This is a genomic window from Methylosinus sp. C49 (genome assembly GCF_009936375.1).
Lineage (GTDB): Bacteria > Pseudomonadota > Alphaproteobacteria > Rhizobiales > Beijerinckiaceae > Methylosinus.
Window position 1 is genome coordinate 3,546,591 of sequence record NZ_AP022332.1, and the last position, 18,063, is coordinate 3,564,653.

Consider the following 18,063-nt stretch of genomic DNA (forward strand, 5'->3'; position numbering starts at 1 on the left):
TGTCTCTTTTCCGCACGCCTTCGTTAAGAAATTCCATTTTCACCAGATATTTACGAACGCTCATGACACGCGTTCACAGTGGAGCGGCCTCGCGGCGCGGGGCGCGCGGCTCACGCAGCGGCGCGAAGCTCATGCGGTGAAAGGGCGTCGGCCCATGGGCTTCGAGGGCGGCGAGATGCTCGCGCGTGCCATAGCCGGCGTTGGTCTCGAATCCGTAATGGGGATAGAGCCGGGCGAGGCGGCGCATCTGGCGGTCGCGCGCGACCTTGGCGACGATCGACGCGGCGGCGATGGAAAGAGAGAGCGCGTCGCCTTTCACGATCGCCTCGCCCGGGCAGGCGAGCTCGGGCAGGTCGCGGCCGTCGACCAGCACGAAGCCCGGCGCGATATGAAGCGCGGCGACGGCGCGCGCCATGGCCAGCAGCGCGGCGCGGCGGATGTTCAGCCGATCGATCTCCTCGACGCTGGCGAAAGCGACCCCGACGGCTAGCGCGCTGGAGACGATTCGCTCGAAGGCGGCGTCCCGCGCCTTGGCGGACAGAGCTTTCGAATCGTCGACGCCGTCCGGCAGCCGATCTGGATCGAGAATCACCGCCGCGGCCGCGACCGGGCCGGCCAGCGGCCCGCGCCCGACCTCGTCGACGCCGGCGATGGGCCGGGCGCCGCCGCGCAGGACGCGCGTCTCGGTGAGAAAATGGGGAGGCATGCTCGCTCGGCTCGTCGAAAAAGGGCGTTGAAAAAAACACAGCGGCGGGATCGGAGCAATCGATCCCTACGCGCCGCTTTTAAAAAAGGCTCAGCTGCTCGGCGTCGCTGCGGGGCGGCCGGAACAGATCGGCGCGCAGCCGCGTGCGGGAAAAGCCGAGACGCTGCGCGGCCAGCTCGAAGCGCCGGCCGATCATCCAGGCGTAGGGGCCGTCGCCGGTCATGCGCTTGTCGAAGGACGGGTCATAGAGCTTGCCGTCGCGCGCCGAGCGCACCAGCGAGAGCACATGCCGGGCCTTGGCCGGAAAATGGGTCACGAGCCATTCGCTGAACAATTCGCGCAGCTCGAGCGGCAGCCGCAGCATCACATAGCCGGCCTCGCGCGCGCCGGCGGCATGGGCGCGCGTCAATAGGGTCTCGATCTCGGCGTCATTGACCGCCGGAATGATCGGCGCGACCAGAACGGCGACGGGAATTCCCGCCTCGGCCAGCCGCTCGATCGTGGCGAGCCGCCGCTCCGGCGAGGCGGCGCGCGGCTCCATCGCTCGCGCCAAGGCCGGATCGAGCGTCGTCATCGAGATCGCGACCTTGACCAGGCCCTTGCGCGCCATGGGCGCGAGAATGTCGATGTCGCGAACGACCAGAGAGGACTTCGTCACTATGCCGATCGGATGATCGGCGCGGCTCGCAACCTCGAGCAGGCCGCGGGTGATGCGATAGCGCTTCTCGAGCGGCTGATAGGGGTCGGTATTGGCGCCGATGGCGATGGTCTTGGGCGAATAATTGCGCGCCGACAATTCGCGCTCGAGCAATTGCGCCGCGCCTTCCTTGACGAAAATCTCCGTCTCGAAATCGAGCCCCGGCGAGAGGCCCATATAGGCGTGGCTCGGCCGCGCATAGCAATAGACGCAGCCATGCTCGCAGCCGCGATAAGGATTGATGGAGCGGTCGAAAGAAATATCCGGCGAGTCGTTGCGCGTGATGATCGTCTTCGCCCGCTCGGCATGGACATTGGTGCGGAACTCGCCGAGCTCCTCCAGCCCGTTCCAGCCGTCATCGGTCTCGACGCGCCGCTCGCGCTCGAAACGCCCGCTCTCATTGGAGAGCGCCCCGCGTCCGCGCCGCCGCGCCGGATCGACGATCGGACGCTCCTCGCTGGAAAAATTCACGACCGCGCCGATCGCCTCGCGGCTCAGCTGCGCCGCCCGGCGCCAGTCGCCCTTCTCCGATTTGTCGACCAGACGTTTCGCCGAGCTCGCCATGGCGATGATCTCCTTGCCGGCCCTGCGGCCGGCGTCTCGGCCGGCTTCTCGCCGGCGCGCCGGCCTCGCTTCGGCTCGCGGCGCGAGACGCCCATGCGCGACACTGGGGCGCCTCGCGACCGCGAGCCTCGATGCGACGCTCACAGCTACTTACAACTCTAGGGGACTTGTTTACGCACGCTAGGAACGTTTGACGAACAAGAGAACGTATACGGAACAAACTCGATCGAGTCAAGCAGCGCCGTCGCAGTCGCCACAAAGGGCGATGGGGAGCGAGCGAAGACCCTCAGTCGCGCGCGTCGATGATGCGATAGGATTGGTGGCAGGAGACGCAATTGCGCATGGTCTCGCCGAGCCGCGCGAGCGCGCGCGACTCCGGCTCGCCTTGCGCCAGACCATCGGCCAATTCGTCGAAGCCCTTGCGCATCGGCTGGCCGAAGCTCCGCCACATCTCCGGAAATTTGGCGCCGAGCGTGGCCGGCATGACGTTTTCCGCCTGGAAACGCTTGCCGCCGCGTGCAGCCGCGGCCTCCGCCGCGGTCGTTCTATCGCCGGCGGCCAGCGATGAGACGATCCGCTCTATGCTTTCAACGAAGAGGCGCATCTGACCGAGGACGAACGCCTTCTCCTCCGCGGTCAAGACGATAGCGACGCGCCTATCGGCGTCCTCGCCACGCGTGGCGACGCTCGAAACGAATAAGCAGAGGGCGGCAAATCCCGCAACGCGCCAGCGCATCGCAACTCCTTCAGAGGCCGGGGCGGCCGCTATATAGTTTCAGCATATGTTGCGATCGTCTCGCGCGACAGACCAAAATGCAGGCGCCCGAAGCGCGCCGCTGGGCGCGCGCTTGTCCACAGGCGGCGCGGCGCAGTTGAACGCGCGGCGAGAATCGATATGACTCCGCGCCATGATCTTTCCCCCTTTCACGGCCGGAGCGGCGCCGCGATGACGGCGCCCGCCAAGGTTTCCATCGATCTCGGGACCCGCGCCGATGGCGGCGTCGCAACGCTCGATCTCGAGGAGCTGCTGGCGACCCGCCTTCTGGTGCAGGGCAATTCCGGCTCCGGCAAATCGCATCTGCTGCGGCGCCTGCTGGAGCAGAGCGCGCCCTGGGTGCAGCAGGCGATCATCGATCCCGAGGGCGATTTCGTCACGCTGGCCGAGCGCTACGGCCATGTGGTGGTGGACGCCCGCTGCGGCATCGCCGATCTCACGCGCATCGCCGCGCGCGCCCGTCAGCACCGGGTCTCCGTGGTGCTCGATCTCGAGGGGCTGGACGCCGAGCAGCAGATGCACGCCGCCGCGGCCTTTCTCGGCGGGCTCTTCGACGCCGAGCGCGACCAATGGTATCCGCTGCTCGTCGTGGTGGACGAGGCGCAGCTCTTCGCGCCCGCCGTCGCCGGCGAAGTATCGGACGAGGCGCGCAAGGCCTCGCTCGGCGCCATGACCAATCTGATGTGCCGCGGCCGCAAGCGCGGTCTCGCCGGCGTCATCGCCACGCAGCGGCTCGCCAAGCTCGCCAAGAATGTCGCGGCGGAAGCGTCCAATTTTCTCATGGGCCGCACCTTTCTCGACATAGACATGGCGCGCGCCGCCGATCTTCTCGGCATGGAGCGGCGGCAGGCGGAAATGTTCCGCGATCTGCAGAGCGGCAATTTCGTCGCGCTCGGCCCGGCCATGGCGCGCCGCCCGCTGGCCGTGCGCATCGGCCCGGTGGAGACGTCCGCGCGCAATGTCAGCCCTAGGCTGCTGCCGCTGCCGGAGGCCGGCGCCGATGACGCGCATCTCATCTTCACGCCCGGAGCCGATGAAGCGCGCTTCGAGGCGCCGCGCCGGCCGCCGCCGCCCGCGCCCACCGCCGATGTGCTGGCGCGGCTCGCCCGCAGCGCGCCGCCGGCGCCGCCCGCCGCCGAGCCGCCGCCGAGCATTTCGCCAGAGCAACGTCAGGCCGCCATAGACTCCGCGCTGCGCGAGATTTTGGCCGACGGCGACGCCAATTTCCGCACCATCGCCGTGCTGTATCAGGATTTTCTGGTGCGCTGCCGGATTCGCCGCATCGGCGGCGAGCCTTTGAGCCTGCCCGCCTTCCGCCGCCGGCTCGCCGTGGCCCATGCCGGCATAGAGCTCGCCGAAGCCGAGTCCGAGGATTCGCCCTGGGCCGAGGTGCTCGCAATGGCCGGCGCGCTGCCGGAGGATATGCAGGGCGTTTTTCTGTCGCTGGCGCGCGCGGCCTTCGACCATCGGCCCTGCCCTTCCGACGCCGATGTCGCCAGCGCCTATGGCACGCGCTCGCCCGGGCGGGCGCGGCGGCTCATCGCCTATATGGAGGAGCGGCAGGCGATCGTCTGCCGGCTCGACCAGCGCGGCTGGCGCATCGTCGCCATCCCCGGCGTCGCCTGGGAGACCGAGCCCGGCGATCCGGGCGCCGCAGCGACGACGACCGAGGCGAGCCCCGGCTGACAAAAATTCAGAGTGCGAAAATTCAGAGTGGTAGAATGATGCGAGCCTTCAGGCTCGCATCGTGAGCTTACTGCCGAACCGTCTCCCGCTGCGCATAGCCGAGCCGGACGTTCAGCTCTTGCAGCACTTTCTCGGCGGCTTCTGGAATATTGGTGCCGGGCGGGAAGATCGCCGCGGCGCCGGCGTCATAGAGCGCCTGGAAATCCTGCTCGGGAATGACGCCGCCGACGACCATCATCACCTCCTCGCGTCCCGCCGCCTTCAGCGCGTCGCGCAATTCGGGCGTCAGAGCGAGATGGCCGGCGGTCATCGTGTTCACGCCGACGATATGCACTTGTTCTTCCGCGGCGCGCTTGGCCACTTCTTCCGGCGTCGCGAAGAGATCGCCGATCACCACCTCGAAGCCCAAATCTGTGAAGGCGGAGGCGATGACCTTCTGGCCGCGGTCATGGCCGTCCTGGCCGAGCTTGGCGACGAGAATCTTCGGCTTGCGCTTGTCGTTCTCGGCGAAGGCCGCCGTCATGCTGCGCACGCGCGCGACCTTGTCGCAATCGGCGCCCGCCTCGCGCGCATAGACGCCGGAAATCACATTGGCCTTGGGCTTGTGGCGGTCGAAGACTTTTTCCATCGCGAAGGAGATTTCGCCGACGCTCGCCTTGGCGCGCGCGGCCTCGATGGCGAGCGCCAGAAGATTGCCGTCGCCCTTGGCGCCTTCCGTCAGAGCGTCGAGCGCTGCTTGCGTCTTCGCCTCGTCACGCTCGGCGCGCAGGCGCTGGAGCTTGGCGATCTGCGCGGCGCGCACGGCGGAATTATCGACCTTCAACACATCCGGCGCGACGTCGCTGTCCGGGCGGAACTTATTCACGCCCACGACGACCTGCTGTCCCGTGTCGATGCGCGCCTGCGTCTTCGCGGCGACTTCCTCGATGCGCTGCTTGGGCAGGCCGGCAGCGATCGCCTTGGCCATGCCGCCGAGGCTCTCGATCTCCTCGATATGCTTCCACGCCGCTTCGGCCAGCTCGGCGGTCAGCTTCTCCACATAGAAGGAACCGCCCCAAGGATCGATGATGCGCGTCGTGCCGCTCTCCTCCTGCAGCACAATTTGCGTGTTGCGGGCGATGCGGGCGGAGAAGTCGGTCGGCAGCGCCAGCGCCTCGTCCAGCGCATTGGTGTGCAGCGATTGCGTATGGCCCTGCGTCGCCGCCATCGCCTCGACGCTGGTGCGGATGGCGTTGACATAGACATCCTGCGCCGTGAGCGACCAGCCCGACGTCTGGCAATGGGTGCGCAACGTCATGCTCTTCTCGGTCTTGGCGCCGAGGTCTTTCATCAGCCGCGCCCACAGCAGCCGCGCGGCGCGGAGCTTCGCCACCTCCATGAAGAAATTCATGCCGATGGCGAAGAAGAAGGAGAGCCGCGGCGCGAAAGCGTCGATATCGAGCCCCGCGGCGACGCCGGCGCGCACATATTCGACGCCATCGGCGAGCGTGTAGCCCAATTCCAGATCGGCGGAGGCGCCCGCCTCCTGCATGTGATAGCCGGAGATCGAAATGGAGTTGAACTTCGGCATATTCTTGCTGGTGTAGGCGAATATGTCCGAGACGATGCGCATCGACGGAAACGGTGGGTAGATATAGGTGTTGCGCACCATGAATTCTTTGAGGATGTCGTTCTGAATCGTGCCGGTGAGCTGCGCCGGCGGCACGCCCTGCTCCTCGCCCGCCACGATGAACAGCGCGAGAACCGGCAGAACGGCGCCGTTCATCGTCATCGACACGCTCATCTGATCGAGCGGAATGCCGTCGAACAAAGTGCGCATGTCGTAGATGGAATCGATGGCGACTCCCGCCATGCCGACATCGCCGGAAACGCGCGGATGATCGCTGTCATAGCCGCGATGGGTGGCGAGATCGAAGGCGATGGAGAGGCCCTTCTGACCGGCGGCGAGATTGCGGCGGTAGAAGGCGTTGCTATCCTCGGCCGTGGAGAAGCCGGCATATTGGCGGATGGTCCAGGGCTGGGCGACATACATGGTCGGATAAGGTCCGCGCACATAGGGCGCGACGCCGGGGAAGCCGTCGATGAAGGAGAGGCCGTCGATATCCTGCGGCCCATAGGAATTCTTGACTTCTATGCCCTCGGGCGTCAGCCAGCGGCGCGGCTCGGCGGCCTCTTTCGGGGTCGCGGCGACGGGAGCGAAGGCGATTTTGCTGAAGTCGGGAATTTGGGACATTTCTTTCCTCGGAACGGCTCTGCCGACTTTTAGCGAAAAGCGGCGGGAGGCGCAAAGGCGTAAGTCTAGCGCGTCTCCGCCCTCCATCGCGGCCCCTCGGCCCCGAAATCCAGCTCCCAGCGAAACCGGCTCAAAATATCGAAGCCGAGGATGATCGGCGCCTCGCCGCCGAGCGCCTCGCGCAAGGGGCCGAAATCATAGGAAACGAAGACGACGTCCTTCAGCACGCGTCCCGCGCCTATGTCTATCTCCTTGGCCTTATAGACCTTGGCGTCGATCTTCTTGCCGGAGGCCTCGCTCACCTTGGCCTTTTTCTTCACCGGGACGAAGAGCGCTTTGTGCCGCTCCAAAAAACGCCGATCGACGGCGGAGATTTCCGCTCCCGTGTCGAAGAGGCCGACCACTTCCGTCTTGCCGATGCGCGCCTCGAGGCCGACGAGCTTCTGATCCGGCCAGAGCCTGCGGAAAGGCCGCCAGCCCGCGCCGTCGCTCTGCGGGAAAAAAACCATTCCGCTCTCGAGATCGAGCGAGAAGCGCGCGCCTTGGAAGAAATCGAGCCCGAGCAGATCGTCCCCGTCCGAGGTCGCGCAGCGGGTGACGCGATATTTGGCCCGGCCGATATTATTGCCCTGCGCCGCCTTCAGCTCGACATTTGCCGCCTCCACATCCTCGCAGCGGGAAGCGACGCCCGAGGCGCTGGTGGATACGCTGGCGCCCAGCGCCGGAAAGCCGGCGTTCCAGGGCGCGAGCTTGATGCGGCTGGTGGAGGCGGCGGTGTCGAGCCGCATCGGCCCCATCACATTGCCGAAACGCATCGTGACATAGGCGCGGCCGCCGCCATCGGCGCCATGGACCACTTCGAGAGGAACGACGGACCTTTCCATGGCGCGCTCCTGCGCGCGCGCCGGAACGGCGCAGACGAGAGCGAGCAAAGGAAAAAGCAGAAGGCGCGGAAGAGTTTTCGGCATGGCGCAGCGGCTCCGTTCCGGCGGGGAAGGCGTCTATAGCGCGGCGCGGCGCTTTCGTCTGCCGCGGAAAACCGCGCCGCCCGCGCAAAGGCCATGCTATTGCAGAGCCGCCGGTCCTCGCCGCGGGCGAGACGGCGGCAGGCTCTGGAGGTCATCTCATGCGACATGCGGCGATCCGGCTGGCGACGATCGGACTATTGGCCTTGGTTTCGAGCGCGACGCTCGCGCAGCAGCATCGCCCGCGAGGCGCTCCCGGGGATGCGCCCCGCGCGGGCGGAGGCGGAGGCGGCGGCGGCCCGGACGATGTGCTCGCCACTTCGAGCGAATGGGGCGGCGCCGGCGGCGTCTACACTTGCGAGCAGTGGAAGCAATATCTCGAGCGCATGTTCCGCCTCGCCGACAAGCGCAAGCGCGGATTCATCGACGCGCAGGATTTCGAGGTCATTCCGCGCCTCAGCCCGGTGTTTCACGCCGCGACCTTCGATTATTTCGACATGGCCGGAAAAGGCCGCGTCACACGCGCGGAATTTCTGGCGTTTCCGAGCCCCTTCTTCGCACGCTATGACCGCAAGAAGAGCTGCCGCGTCTTTCAGGAAGAGCTGGCGCGGGCGCAGGGGCCGAGCGCTGCGCCGCAATCGCCGGCGCCGAACGAGGGCGGCGGCTTTCCCGGCAGGGGCGGCGGCGGTTTCGGCGGCGGCTATGGCGGGGGCGGCTTCGGCGGAGGCGGGGGCGGCTTCGGCGGAGGCGGCGGCGGCTTCGGGCGCTGACGTGAAGGCTCCCCTCCCCTGCAAAGCAGGAGAGGGGCCGTAGACGGGTCTCAGAACTCGGCCCACTCTTCCTCTTGCGGCGCCTCCTTGCGCACGGCGGAGCCGGAGCGCGAGGTCGCGAGGCGCTTCAGCATGGGCCGCGACGGCGCGCGCGCCTCGACCTCGCCGATCTTGAAGCGCGCGACGAGCTGCACCAGCTCGGCGCTGTCCTCGGCGAGCGAGCGGGTCGCCGCATTGGTCTCCTCGGACATTGCGGCGTTCTTCTGCGTGACCTGATCGATCTCCTGCACCGCCGTGTTCACCTCGCGCAGGCTGGTCGATTGCGCCTCCGCGCTCGCCGCTATGCCGGTGACGACGACATCGATGCGATTGACCTGCTCGACGATGCGATGCAGCGAGGCGCCGGTCTCGGCCACCAGCGCGACGCCATCCTGCACGCGCGTGTTGGAGGCGGCGATGAGATCCTTGATCTCCTTGGCGGCCTCGGCCGAGCGCTGGGCGAGCGAGCGCACTTCCGTCGCCACCACGGCGAAGCCGCGGCCGGCCTCGCCCGCACGCGCAGCCTCGACGCCGGCGTTGAGCGCGAGGAGATTGGTCTGGAAGGCGATCTCGTCGATGACGCCGATGATCTGGCCGATCTGCTCGGATGATTTTTCGATGCCGCCCATCGCCTCTATGGCGTCGCCGACGATCTTCTCGCCCTTGACCGCATCCGATTTGGCGTCGCCGACGATGACGCGCGCATGGACGACGCTCTCGGCCGCCTTGCGCACCGTGTCGGTGATCTGGCCGACGGCCGCGGCCGTCTCCGCCAGCGTCGCCGCCTGCTGCTCATTGCGCTGCGACAAATCCTCGGCGGCGCGGGCGATCTCGCGCGTGCTGGAGCCGATCGCGCCGCTCGTCGTCACAATGCCGCGCAGCGTGTGCTGCATGCGCTCCACGGCGGCGTTGAAGCGCGCGCGAAGCTTCTCGTAATCCTTGATGAACTCCTTCTCGAGCCGCACCTCGAGATCGCCCTCGGCGAGGCGCTCCATGGCCGCGGTGTATTCGGCGAAGAAGAAATCGCGGTTCTCGATATACCATTTCGCGCCGGCGGCTTTTTCTTCCAGCTTGGCGGCGGCCGCGGCGTTCTGCTCGGCGGCGCGCGTCTCGGCGAGACGCACCTCCTCGAGCTTGTCGCGGAATATGGCGATAGCGTCCCGCATTTCGCCGATCTCGTCGCCGCGGCTCATCACGGGCGGCTTGTCCAATGTCTGGCCGCGCGCGAGCCTGGACGTGTAATTGGCGAGCGTGACGATCGGCTTCACGACATGGCGATGCGCGATCAGGCCCGCGCCGGCGAGAAGGCACAAAATCGCGATCGTGGCGGCGAGGCTCGCAATGTCGGAGCGATCGACGAGCAGAGCGGCGTCCTTCTCCGTCGAGGCGGCGAAAGCGCTCGCTGCTTCGATCTGGCGCGTCTCGAATGCGCGATAGGCGCTGAAGCTGGCGTCCAGTCGATCCATGGAGGCGGCCACGCCGGCGCCGTCGCCGCGCTCGAGCGCCGAAAGAAACGCGTCGATCTCACGCCAAAAGGCGTCGGCTGTCTCGGTCGCCGGCGCTTTGGCGAGCGTCAACAGCTCGGCCGGCAGCAGCTTCGCCTTGGACCAGAAGGCGCGGCGCTCCTCATATTGCTTGCGCAAGGAAGCGAGGCGCGTCTTCGCCTCGCGCGCGTCGATCCTGTAGGTAGCGGCGAGCTCGACGTCGAGATAGGCTTCCAAGAGAGAGAAAGGAGGCGGCAGCGCATCCGCGACGAGATCCTTGCCCGCGGCGATCTTCTGATAAGCATGTCCGCCGATGCGCAGCTCGTCGAGAATATAGCGCCCGGCGCCGGCGGTTGCGAGGAAAGCGAGAAAAGCGACGGCGGCGAGCAGGCTCGCGGCGCGGGAAATCGACAGGCGCATGAAGTGCCTCCGGGAGAAGAGCCGCTCGGAGACGATGAATGTCCTGGCGGCGAATGTCGGATGGGAGAGAGACGGCTCGCGGAGATCTTCCGCGATCGAGCACAGCCGGATCGGCGCCGGAATGAAGAAACGGCGTCATGCCTTCGGGCGCATGTCCGCCACATGCGCTCGATCCTCCATGCGACGAAATTACGCAGCAGCCATTAAGAAATCATGCAATGCGCCTGCATGGCGACACGCGTGGGCGTCACTTGCGCTGGATCGACGCAATATAGTCGAGCAGCGCCTCGATTTGCGCCGGCGAGAATTCGAAGCGCGGCATATCGAGCCCGCCATGGCCGACGACGATGCCTTCGGCCAGCGCCTCCTCGAGATTTTCGAGCGGATATTTCTTCGTCAGCGTGCGGAAGGGCGGCGAGGCCGGATTGGGGCTCTTGCCTCGCGTCCCGGTCGCATGACAGCGGCTGCAATTGGCATTGGCGATCGCGCGGCCGCGCTCGATCTGCGTGTGCTGCTGCTTGTCTTGCGGCTTGTCCAGCGCGAGAGCCGCGCCGGCGGCGAGAATGGCGGCTATCGCCACGAAAATGCGAACCATGCCGCCTCCCCTTCCTTCGCGCGCGTCAGCCGCGCGCCTGCAGCGGCACGACATTGTGCAAGGTTGTCTCCGCGCCCTCGAAGAAGCGGCGCAGATTGCGCGCCGCCTGGCGAATGCGCTGCTCATTCTCGACCAGAGCGAGACGCAGATAGCCCTCGCCATGCTCGCCGAAGCCGACGCCCGGCGCGACCGCGACATCCGCCTTCTCGATGAGGAGCTTGGAAAACTCGAGGCTGGTCAGGCCGGAAAAGCGCTCTGGGATCGGCGCCCAGACGAACATGGAGGCGGAAGGCGCCGGAATCGGCCAGCCGGCCTGAGCGAAGCTCTCCACCATCACGTCGCGGCGCTTCTTATAGATGGCGCGCATTTCCTTGATGCAATCGTCCGGGCCATTGAGCGCCGCGGTCGCCGCCACCTGCACCGGCGTGAAGGCGCCATAGTCGAGATAGCTCTTCACCCGCGCCAGCGCCGCGCAGAGGCGCTCATTGCCGACCGCGAAGCCGATGCGCCAGCCGGCCATGGAGAAGGTCTTCGACAGAGACGAGAACTCGACCGCTATGTCCATCGCGCCATTGACCTGCAGGATCGACGGCGGCGGATTATCGTCGAAATAGACCTCGGCATAGGCGATGTCGGAGAGCACGAATATGTCGTGCCGCTTCGCGAAGGCGACGAGATCCTTGTAGAAATCAAGCGAGGCGACCGTCGCCGTCGGATTTGCCGGATAGCAGACGACGATGGCGATGGGCTTGGGAATGGAATGGGCGACCGCCTTTTCCAGCGCATGGAAGAGCTGCGGCGTCGGATCGGCAGGCACGGAGCGGATGACGCCGCCGGCCATCAGAAAGCCGAAGGCGTGAATGGGATAGGACGGATTGGGCGCGAGGATCACATCGCCGGGCGCGGTGATCGCCTGCGCCATATTGGCGAAGCCCTCCTTGGAGCCGAGCGTCGCCACCACCTGCGTCTCGGGATCGAGCTTCACGCCGAAGCGGCGCTCGTAATAGCCGGCCTGGGCGCGGCGCAGCCCGGCGATGCCCTTGGAGGCGGAATAGCGATCGGTGCGCGGACGGCCGGCCGTCTCGACCAGCTTCTCGATCACATGGCGCGGCGCGGGCAGATCGGGATTGCCCATGCCGAGATCGATGATGTCGGCGCCGCCGGCGCGCGCCTTGGCCTTGAGCCGATTGACCTGCTCGAAAACATACGGTGGAAGCCGCTTGATGCGATAGAAGTCCGACATCGCCTATTTCCGTTGAAAGCTCCGCCGGCGCCTATTTCGAGGCGCGACGGACGATTGTGACGCGAAACCCTTTCGAAAGAGCTAGAGCGCTGTCCGCTCGAACGGGATGTTCGAAACGATCAGAATTCGCATCCAACGAAAGAATCTAGCGCGCTATTGCGCGCTCTGGCGCTGTTTCGTCTCGGCGCGCCGCTCTTTCGGCGCGTCGGGAATTTTGACGCGGGCGCCGCGGGCGCGATTGGCGGCCGCGGCGGCGACGAGCTCTTTCTCGAGCTCGGCGGCGCGGGCGGCGCTCTTCTTGGCGTCCTTTTTGACGTCGGCCGCCTGAGTCGGCGCGGCGAAGGGCGTGTAGCCGGTCGCGCCATTGCGCGAGCGCTCGACGAAATCGGCCGGCGCCGGCGGCGGACGCCGCATTTCAATTCCCTCGAAGAATTTGCCGATCGACTCGCCCGCGGTCTCCGAGCCGGCCTCCTGCGCGCGCGCGCCGCCCGTGGCGACGGCGAACAGGACCAGGCAGATCGCGAGGCGACAAATCATCGGCTTCTCCAGATGCTCGCATCCGTCATAGAGCGACAATGCGGCTTTGATAAGGGGGCCGATATGGGGGCTCCCGCCCTTCCGCGACGCATCGCCGCGCTTAAGTATTGGAGGAAGCGCTTTTCTCCGCGAGAGACGGTTTCCGAACCTTCGCGGGATATGCTCTAAGGAAGAGACGAGGCCGGCGGCGCGAAGCCGCCGAGGACAGGACAGCCCATGACCGCACAAAGACGTTCGCCAGCCGGAGCCAAACGGCGGCCGCCGCTTCACGCCGCGGCCGAGCCCGAGGCCGAGCCCCGGGTCGAGCCCCGAGCCGCGCCAGCGGCGCCGAAGGGGCGCGCCGCGGCGGGCGAGCGAACGTCGACGCTCACGCTGGAGGGCCGCGCGCCCAAAGGCGAGCGAGCGGTGAAAAAGCCCGTGGTCGCGGCGCCGGCGAAACCGGCGGCGAAAGCAAAGCCGAAAAAGCCGACCCCGGCCGCAGCCGCGCCGGCGCCCCGCCCCGCCGTCGCGAAGGATGCGGAGAGCGATCGTCACGCCGCGCTCGAGGCCGCGGCCGCGCTGCTGGCCGGCGCCGTCGAGGAATTGTCCGAGGAGCAGCGCCGCCGGCTCGTCGCCCGGCTCGCGCCCCGAGCGCCGGAGCCGGAGCCCGCGCCGGCCGCCGCGCGGCCAAAGCCGCCGACGCTGTCCGCGGCGGCGCCCAATGCTCACGATATCGAGATTTTCGCGGAAAATCTGGCGCGCCTCGTCGATCAGGGCCGCAAGGCGCTGGCCGCCGCCATCGGTGGCATGGAGCCGGGCGACACGCGCAGCGAATTGGCCAGCAATGTCGCCGACGCCGTCAAGACGCTGGGCGTCGTCGCCGAGCGCTGGATGGCCAAGCCGGATCAGGCCTACGCCGCCCAGGCGACGCTCGTCGCCGGCCTCACCGATATTTGGAGCCAGACGCTGCGCCGCTTCTCCGGCGAGGACACGCCGCCGATCGTGCCGCCGGACCCCAATGACAAGCGCTTCGCCGCGCCGGAGTGGAACGACAATCCCTTCTTCGACTGGCTGCGCCAATCCTATGCGCTGACGACGCGTTGGGCCGGCGAGACGGTGGAGCGCACCGAAGGGCTCGACCCGCAGGTGAAGGCCAAGGCGGCCTTCTACACGCGGCTCGTCGCCAGCGCGCTGTCGCCTTCCAATTTCGTCGCCACAAATCCCGAGCTGCTGCGCGCGACGCTCGACGCGCGCGGCGAGAATCTCGTGCGCGGCATGAAGATGCTGACCGAGGACCTCTCCGCCGGCCATGGCATGCTGAAGCTGCGTCAGAGCGACGAGAGCAAGTTCGAGCTCGGCGTCGATATGGCGACGACGCCCGGCAAGGTGGTCTATCGCACGCCGGTGATGGAGCTCATCCAATATGCGCCGTCGACAGAGACGGTCTATGAGCGCCCTCTGCTGATCGTGCCGCCCTGGATCAACAAATTCTATGTGCTCGATCTCAATCGCGAGAAGAGCTTCGTGCGCTGGGCGACGGCGCAGGGCCTCACCGTCTTCGTCATCTCCTGGGTCAATCCCGACGAGAGCCAGGCGGAGAAGGGCTTCGACGCCTATATGAAGGAAGGCGTGCTCGCCGCGCTGGACGCGGCGCAGCAGGCGACAGGCGCGAAGCATGTGGCGGCGGCCGGCTATTGCGTCGGCGGCACAATGCTCGCCGCCACGCTCGCCTATATGGCCGAAAAGGGCGACGATCGCATCGACAGCGTGACCTTTTTGGCGACGCAGGTGGATTTCACCGACGCCGGCGACATGCAGGTCTTCATCGACGAGGCGCGCCTCGCCGCGCTCGACGAGGCCATGTCGCGCACCGGCTATCTCGAAGGCGTCAAAATGGCGACGACCTTCAATCTTCTGCGTCCGAATGAATTGTTCTGGACCTATTTCGTCAACAACTACATGAAAGGCGTCGAGCCGGCGGCTTTCGATCTCCTCACCTGGAACTCCGACTGCACGCGCATTCCGCGCGCGAACCATCTCTTCTACCTGCGCTATTGCTACATTGAGAATGCGCTGTCGCAGGGCCGCATGGTGATCGACGGCGTCACGCTCAATCTGCGCAAGGTGAAGATCCCGATCTATGAGCTGGCGGCGAAGGAAGACCATATCGCGCCGGCGCGCTCCGTCTTCACCGGCGCGAAATATTTCGGCGGCGAGGTGCGCTATGTGCTCGCCGGCGCCGGCCATATAGCGGGCGTCGTCAATCCGCCGGCCAAGAACAAATATCAATATTGGACCGGCGGCCCGCCCGTGGGCGTCTATGAGGATTGGGCGAAGACCGCCCATGAGAACAAGGGCTCCTGGTGGGGCGACTGGCTCGCCTGGATCACCGCGCAAGCGCCGCAGCGCGTGCCGGCGCGCATCCCCGGCGGCGGGAAGCTGAAGCCGCTCTGCGACGCGCCGGGGGAGTATGTGCGGGTGCGGGGGTGAGGCGAAAGCGTCCCTTTTCGTCGCGCTGAGCCACGCCTGCGCTCGGGCCTTTTTTCGCGGAAATATCCGGTGCGCGCCGCCCGCTCGTCCCGGGACGGGAGCCCTTACCTTTCGCGCGGCACAAAACTTCCTAACCCGGGGCGGAAATTCGCCTCCGCCTCGCTGCGACGCAACATGCGCCTCAAAACGAGACACAACCCGGGTATGAAATGGCTGCCGTCGTCGAGAAAAACGCCCACCTCGTCGCAATCCAATGGCTGCGCGCCATAGCGGCCGCGATGGTCGTTCTGCATCACGCCGGCTATTACGCCAATTCGGTCCGGGAACAATATGGCGCCGCTCACGCCGATTTTCTCGGCGTCTCCTTCTGGTGGTTCGGCATCCATATTTTTTTCGTCGTGTCCGGCTTCATCATGATCTACACGACGCGCGATTTCGGTTCGCCGGGCGCGTGGCGCAAGTTTCTCTGGCGTCGGCTGCTGCGCATCGCGCCGCTCTACTGGATCGTCACGACGATCGCCGTCGTTCTGCTTCTCATCTTTCCGCATTCGCTCGACATAACCGGCGATCGCCTGGCCTATGTGCTGAAATCCTACGCCTTCATCCCCGTGCTGCGCTCGGAAGGCGATCTGCGCCCGATCGTCGGCCAGGGATGGACGCTCGACACCGAAATGTTCTTCTACGCCGCCTTCGCGCTCGCGACCTTCCTGCCGCGCCGCCTCGGCGTGCTCGCGCTTTCGGGGAGCTTCTGCCTGCTGGTCGCGCTCGGCCGCAATCTCACTTCGGCCTCGCCGATCCTCTTCACATGGACCGACGGCCTGCTGCTGGAATTTCTGTTCGGCGTCTATCTCGGCCTCGCCTTCGAGCATGGCCTGCGCATTTCCAACGTCATGCGTCTGGCCGCCATCACATTCGGCCTGGGGCTGCTCGCGCTCGAAATGAAAGGGCCGACTTTCCTGACCTCGGGAATTCCCGCGGCGCTGATCGTCGGCGGCGCGACGCTCGGCCCCGCTCTGCGAGAGACTTCCGCTATGCGTTGGCTCACCTATTTGGGCGACGCCTCCTACAGCCTCTATCTCACGCATACTTTCATCGTTCGCCCGCTGCGCAACGTCTGGGTCGTGGCGATCGGCGATCGGGCGCCGGCGGATTTCCTGATTCTCGCCGCCTTGTTCGCCTCGATCGTTTTCGCGGTCGCGGCTTATCGCTTCGTCGAAAAGCCGATCACGACCTATCTGCATCGCCGTTTCGCCGCGTGGGCGGAGCCGCCGCGCGAATCTTCGGCGATCGCCCTGGCGTCGAAATGAGCGGCCGGCCGAGGCGCGCGGCCGGCCTCCGCCTGGAGAACCACCCGCGTCACTGCGCCCCTCCCCCTACCCAAAACCGCGCGGCTCCAATATAGCTGCGCGCAGCCAACCGACCGCTCGAGGGACTCCCGCCATGTCGCACGATTCCACACCGCATTTCCACAATCAGCCGGGCGTCGCCAAGATCACGGTCGGCTCCAAGGAATTCATGTGCATCGGCGCGCTGCCGCCCTTCGACCATCCGCATGTCTTCATCGACATGGGCGCGGCGGACGAGGCGGTCTGCCCCTATTGCTCGACGCATTATGTGTTCGACGCCGCCCTCGGCCATGGCGCGGCCGATCCGGCCGAATGCGTCTACCATTCCGAGACCGTCCTCGACCCGACCGCCTGACGCCGCGCGAATGGGCGCTCCCTTCATCGTCGTCGGCGCCGGCATAGGCGGCCTCGCGGCGGCGATCGCTCTCGCGCGCGCCGGCAAAAGGACGCTCGTCCTCGAGCAGGCCGAGCGCATAGAGGAAGTGGGCGCCGGCCTGCAAATCTCGCCCAACGCCGGGCGAATTCTGCAGGGTTTCGGCATGCGCCCGGCGCTGGACGCCGTCGCCCTCGAGCCGCGCGCCCTCAATATTCGCCGCGCCGCCGACGGCGCCGTCCTGGCGCGCCTGCCGCTCGCCGAGGCGCGCGACCGCTGGGGCGCGCCCTTCCGCGTCTTCCACCGCGCCGATCTGCAGAAGGCGCTGCTCGACGAGGCGCAGCGTCTCGGCGTCGAGACGCGCACCGCGGCGCGCTGCGAAGGCTTCACGCAGGACGAGGATGGCGTGCGGCCGACGATCGGCGACACGACTCTGGAGGGCGCGGCGCTGATCGGCGCCGACGGGCTGCGCTCGACGATTCGCGACGCGCTCGGCCTCGTCGCAGACGACGCGCCCCGTTCGGCGCGGCTCACCGCCTGGCGGACGCTGATGCCGATCGATTCGGCGCCCGCCGCCCTGCGCGAGCGCGAGACTCACATTTGGCTCGGGCCGGGCGGACATGTCGTCCATTATCCGCTGCGAGACGCCAGCATCGTCAGCGCCGTCGCCATTATCGAGGATCGCGCCGATCACGGCCCCATCGCCGAGACGCGCACCGGCGAGGAGTTGGTCCGCGCCATGGGCTTTGGACGCTGGAGCAGCGATCTGCGCGCTCTGCTCGAGGCCGGCGGCGCCTGGCGACGCTGGCCCCTCCACACCCGGCCGGAGCTCACGCGCTGGGGCCGCGGCCGCGTGGCGCTGCTCGGCGACGCCGCGCATCCCATGGTTCCCTTCCTCGCCCAAGGCGCGGCGCAGGCGATAGAGGACGCAGTAGCGCTCGGCCGAGCCTTCTCGGATGCGCGCGCGGAAGTAGAGACGGCGCTCCACGCCTATCAATCGGCGCGAATCGAGCGGGCGACCCGCGTTCAGCGCGCCTCGCTGCGCCAGGGCGCCAATTGCCATTTCTCCGGGCCGATGGCGCTCGCACGCGATGCCGCCGTGCGGCTGATGGGCGGCGAGGGCGTGCTGTCCCGCAACGCCTGGATCTATCGCTGAATCGG

At 67.0% G+C, this 18,063-nt stretch carries 15 protein-coding genes; 6 read left to right on the plus strand and 9 right to left on the minus strand.

Going from position 1 to position 18,063, the window contains the following annotated elements; translation table 11 throughout:
- Nucleotides 1-73: 73 nt before the first annotated feature.
- The 3 genes from GYH34_RS16680 to GYH34_RS16690 form a co-directional block, all read right to left on the minus strand.
- Nucleotides 74-706: a ribonuclease HII gene (locus GYH34_RS16680; protein ID WP_161914556.1), complete on the minus strand. Its 633-nt coding sequence runs from the start codon at nt 704-706 to the stop codon at nt 74-76.
- Nucleotides 707-785: 79 nt separating this feature from the next.
- On the minus strand, nt 786-1,967 hold the full coding sequence (locus GYH34_RS16685; RefSeq protein WP_161914557.1) for a PA0069 family radical SAM protein: 1,182 nt from the start codon (nt 1,965-1,967) through the stop codon (nt 786-788).
- Between the two features lie 286 nt (nt 1,968-2,253).
- Nucleotides 2,254-2,703 carry a hypothetical protein gene (locus GYH34_RS16690; protein WP_161914558.1) on the minus strand — a complete coding sequence of 150 codons (450 nt, stop codon included), beginning with the start codon at nt 2,701-2,703 and terminating at the stop codon, nt 2,254-2,256.
- Nucleotides 2,704-2,913: 210 nt separating this feature from the next.
- On the opposite strand from GYH34_RS16690, the gene GYH34_RS16695 reads away from it, so the two are divergent.
- A complete protein-coding gene (locus tag GYH34_RS16695; protein ID WP_161915065.1) occupies nt 2,914-4,428 on the plus strand; it encodes an ATP-binding protein in 1,515 nt (504 codons plus the stop codon).
- A 67-nt stretch (nt 4,429-4,495) separates the two neighbouring features.
- On the opposite strand, the gene scpA is transcribed toward GYH34_RS16695, so the two are convergent.
- Nucleotides 4,496-6,661, minus strand: a complete 2,166-nt coding sequence (scpA, locus tag GYH34_RS16700; protein ID WP_161914559.1) for a methylmalonyl-CoA mutase — start codon at nt 6,659-6,661, stop codon at nt 4,496-4,498.
- Between the two features lie 65 nt (nt 6,662-6,726).
- Entirely contained in the window at nt 6,727-7,629 is a 903-nt protein-coding gene (locus tag GYH34_RS16705) for a retropepsin-like aspartic protease (protein WP_161914560.1), read from the minus strand.
- A 158-nt stretch (nt 7,630-7,787) separates the two neighbouring features.
- Between GYH34_RS16705 and GYH34_RS21680 the strand changes: the two genes are divergently transcribed.
- Entirely contained in the window at nt 7,788-8,396 is a 609-nt protein-coding gene (locus tag GYH34_RS21680) for an EF-hand domain-containing protein (protein ID WP_162561585.1), read from the plus strand.
- A gap of 50 nt (nt 8,397-8,446) precedes the next feature.
- Here GYH34_RS21680 and GYH34_RS16710 read toward each other — a convergent pair whose 3' ends face one another.
- From GYH34_RS16710 to GYH34_RS16725, 4 genes are all read right to left on the minus strand, one after another.
- Complete coding sequence (locus tag GYH34_RS16710; protein WP_161914561.1) at nt 8,447-10,339, minus strand: HAMP domain-containing methyl-accepting chemotaxis protein; 1,893 nt, start codon at nt 10,337-10,339, stop codon at nt 8,447-8,449.
- A gap of 247 nt (nt 10,340-10,586) precedes the next feature.
- Nucleotides 10,587-10,934 carry a cytochrome c gene (locus GYH34_RS16715; protein ID WP_161914562.1) on the minus strand — a complete coding sequence of 116 codons (348 nt, stop codon included), beginning with the start codon at nt 10,932-10,934 and terminating at the stop codon, nt 10,587-10,589.
- A gap of 25 nt (nt 10,935-10,959) precedes the next feature.
- A complete protein-coding gene (locus tag GYH34_RS16720; protein WP_161914563.1) occupies nt 10,960-12,177 on the minus strand; it encodes an LL-diaminopimelate aminotransferase in 1,218 nt (405 codons plus the stop codon).
- A gap of 153 nt (nt 12,178-12,330) precedes the next feature.
- On the minus strand, nt 12,331-12,714 hold the full coding sequence (locus GYH34_RS16725; protein WP_161914564.1) for a hypothetical protein: 384 nt from the start codon (nt 12,712-12,714) through the stop codon (nt 12,331-12,333).
- Nucleotides 12,715-12,930: 216 nt separating this feature from the next.
- On the opposite strand from GYH34_RS16725, the gene phaC reads away from it, so the two are divergent.
- The 4 genes from phaC (at nt 12,931) to GYH34_RS16745 (ending at nt 18,058) form a co-directional block, all read left to right on the plus strand.
- Nucleotides 12,931-15,183, plus strand: coding sequence for a class I poly(R)-hydroxyalkanoic acid synthase (gene phaC / locus GYH34_RS16730; protein ID WP_174242419.1), 2,253 nt, complete (start codon nt 12,931-12,933; stop codon nt 15,181-15,183).
- A gap of 209 nt (nt 15,184-15,392) precedes the next feature.
- Nucleotides 15,393-16,490 (plus strand): acyltransferase, encoded by a 1,098-nt coding sequence (locus GYH34_RS16735; protein ID WP_161914565.1) that lies wholly within the window; start codon nt 15,393-15,395, stop codon nt 16,488-16,490.
- 133 nt (nt 16,491-16,623) lie between these two features.
- Nucleotides 16,624-16,884, plus strand: coding sequence for a zinc-finger domain-containing protein (locus tag GYH34_RS16740; protein WP_018266414.1), 261 nt, complete (start codon nt 16,624-16,626; stop codon nt 16,882-16,884).
- Between the two features lie 10 nt (nt 16,885-16,894).
- Nucleotides 16,895-18,058 carry an FAD-dependent monooxygenase gene (locus GYH34_RS16745; RefSeq protein ID WP_161914566.1) on the plus strand — a complete coding sequence of 388 codons (1,164 nt, stop codon included), beginning with the start codon at nt 16,895-16,897 and terminating at the stop codon, nt 18,056-18,058.
- Nucleotides 18,059-18,063 lie beyond the last annotated feature (5 nt).

Coding starts and splice junctions, on each gene's coding strand:
- GYH34_RS16690 (WP_161914558.1), bottom strand. CDS start 2,703: ATGCGCTGGCGCGTTGCGGGATTTGCCGCCCTCTGCTTATTCGTTTCG.
- GYH34_RS16705 (WP_161914560.1), bottom strand. CDS start 7,629: ATGCCGAAAACTCTTCCGCGCCTTCTGCTTTTTCCTTTGCTCGCTCTC.
- phaC (WP_174242419.1), top strand. CDS start 12,931: ATGACCGCACAAAGACGTTCGCCAGCCGGAGCCAAACGGCGGCCGCCG.
- scpA (WP_161914559.1), bottom strand. CDS start 6,661: ATGTCCCAAATTCCCGACTTCAGCAAAATCGCCTTCGCTCCCGTCGCC.
- GYH34_RS16695 (WP_161915065.1), top strand. CDS start 2,914: ATGACGGCGCCCGCCAAGGTTTCCATCGATCTCGGGACCCGCGCCGAT.
- GYH34_RS16680 (WP_161914556.1), bottom strand. CDS start 706: ATGCCTCCCCATTTTCTCACCGAGACGCGCGTCCTGCGCGGCGGCGCC.
- GYH34_RS16685 (WP_161914557.1), bottom strand. CDS start 1,967: ATGGCGAGCTCGGCGAAACGTCTGGTCGACAAATCGGAGAAGGGCGAC.
- GYH34_RS16735 (WP_161914565.1), top strand. CDS start 15,393: ATGGCTGCCGTCGTCGAGAAAAACGCCCACCTCGTCGCAATCCAATGG.
- GYH34_RS16740 (WP_018266414.1), top strand. CDS start 16,624: ATGTCGCACGATTCCACACCGCATTTCCACAATCAGCCGGGCGTCGCC.
- GYH34_RS16745 (WP_161914566.1), top strand. CDS start 16,895: ATGGGCGCTCCCTTCATCGTCGTCGGCGCCGGCATAGGCGGCCTCGCG.
- GYH34_RS16710 (WP_161914561.1), bottom strand. CDS start 10,339: ATGCGCCTGTCGATTTCCCGCGCCGCGAGCCTGCTCGCCGCCGTCGCT.
- GYH34_RS16715 (WP_161914562.1), bottom strand. CDS start 10,934: ATGGTTCGCATTTTCGTGGCGATAGCCGCCATTCTCGCCGCCGGCGCG.
- GYH34_RS16720 (WP_161914563.1), bottom strand. CDS start 12,177: ATGTCGGACTTCTATCGCATCAAGCGGCTTCCACCGTATGTTTTCGAG.
- GYH34_RS21680 (WP_162561585.1), top strand. CDS start 7,788: ATGCGACATGCGGCGATCCGGCTGGCGACGATCGGACTATTGGCCTTG.
- GYH34_RS16725 (WP_161914564.1), bottom strand. CDS start 12,714: ATGATTTGTCGCCTCGCGATCTGCCTGGTCCTGTTCGCCGTCGCCACG.